This is a genomic window from Paenibacillus sp. 05T425 (assembly GCF_056396205.1).
In genome coordinates, this window is record NZ_JBFTLA010000165.1 from 1 (window position 1) to 380 (window position 380).

Here is a 380-nt window from a genome sequence, read left to right on the forward strand (position 1 = left end):
AGGATGAACTCATTAACATGCCTGCATAGTTAGGTCGCTAATGAAATTCGAGAGGTCAGCATGCAAAGCAAAGTCGATGTCGCGGTCATGATTGGCAGCGGCGTGCCCGCCAGTTTGCGAGCGATGGGGCAGAGCGTCTGTTGGGTGGTGCTGCTCAACGGTGAGCGCCGGGGGACGGTGTTCTCCAGTCGTAATGAAGCCGAGGAGTGCAGGGCTGCCTGGTTGGCACAATTGAACGYCGAAATGCCCGACAGCCTGCATTGARCCTCAGCTAGTGAATCTGGTGCATGCGCAGGTTCAGGTCGTCGACCACGTGCGCCCAATCGGCGTCTTCACGCAGTTGTTCCTTGAGGAAGCCGGCTTGTTGCGGAGTCCAGAAC

2 protein-coding genes are annotated in these 380 nt (G+C 57.4%); one reads left to right on the forward strand and one right to left on the reverse strand.

The genetic code is table 11. The features are described 5' to 3' along the window. Window positions 1-60 precede the first annotated feature (60 nt). The gene (locus tag AC1DF0_RS32600) at window positions 61-264 is read left to right on the forward strand and encodes a hypothetical protein (RefSeq protein WP_477577764.1); all 204 of its coding nucleotides are present in this window, start codon (window positions 61-63) and stop codon (window positions 262-264) included. Between the two features lie 7 nt (window positions 265-271). Here AC1DF0_RS32600 and AC1DF0_RS32605 read toward each other — a convergent pair. Further along, window positions 272-380: DUF2789 family protein (locus AC1DF0_RS32605; RefSeq protein WP_477577766.1), on the reverse strand; the 109-nt coding region annotated here is incomplete at its 5' end.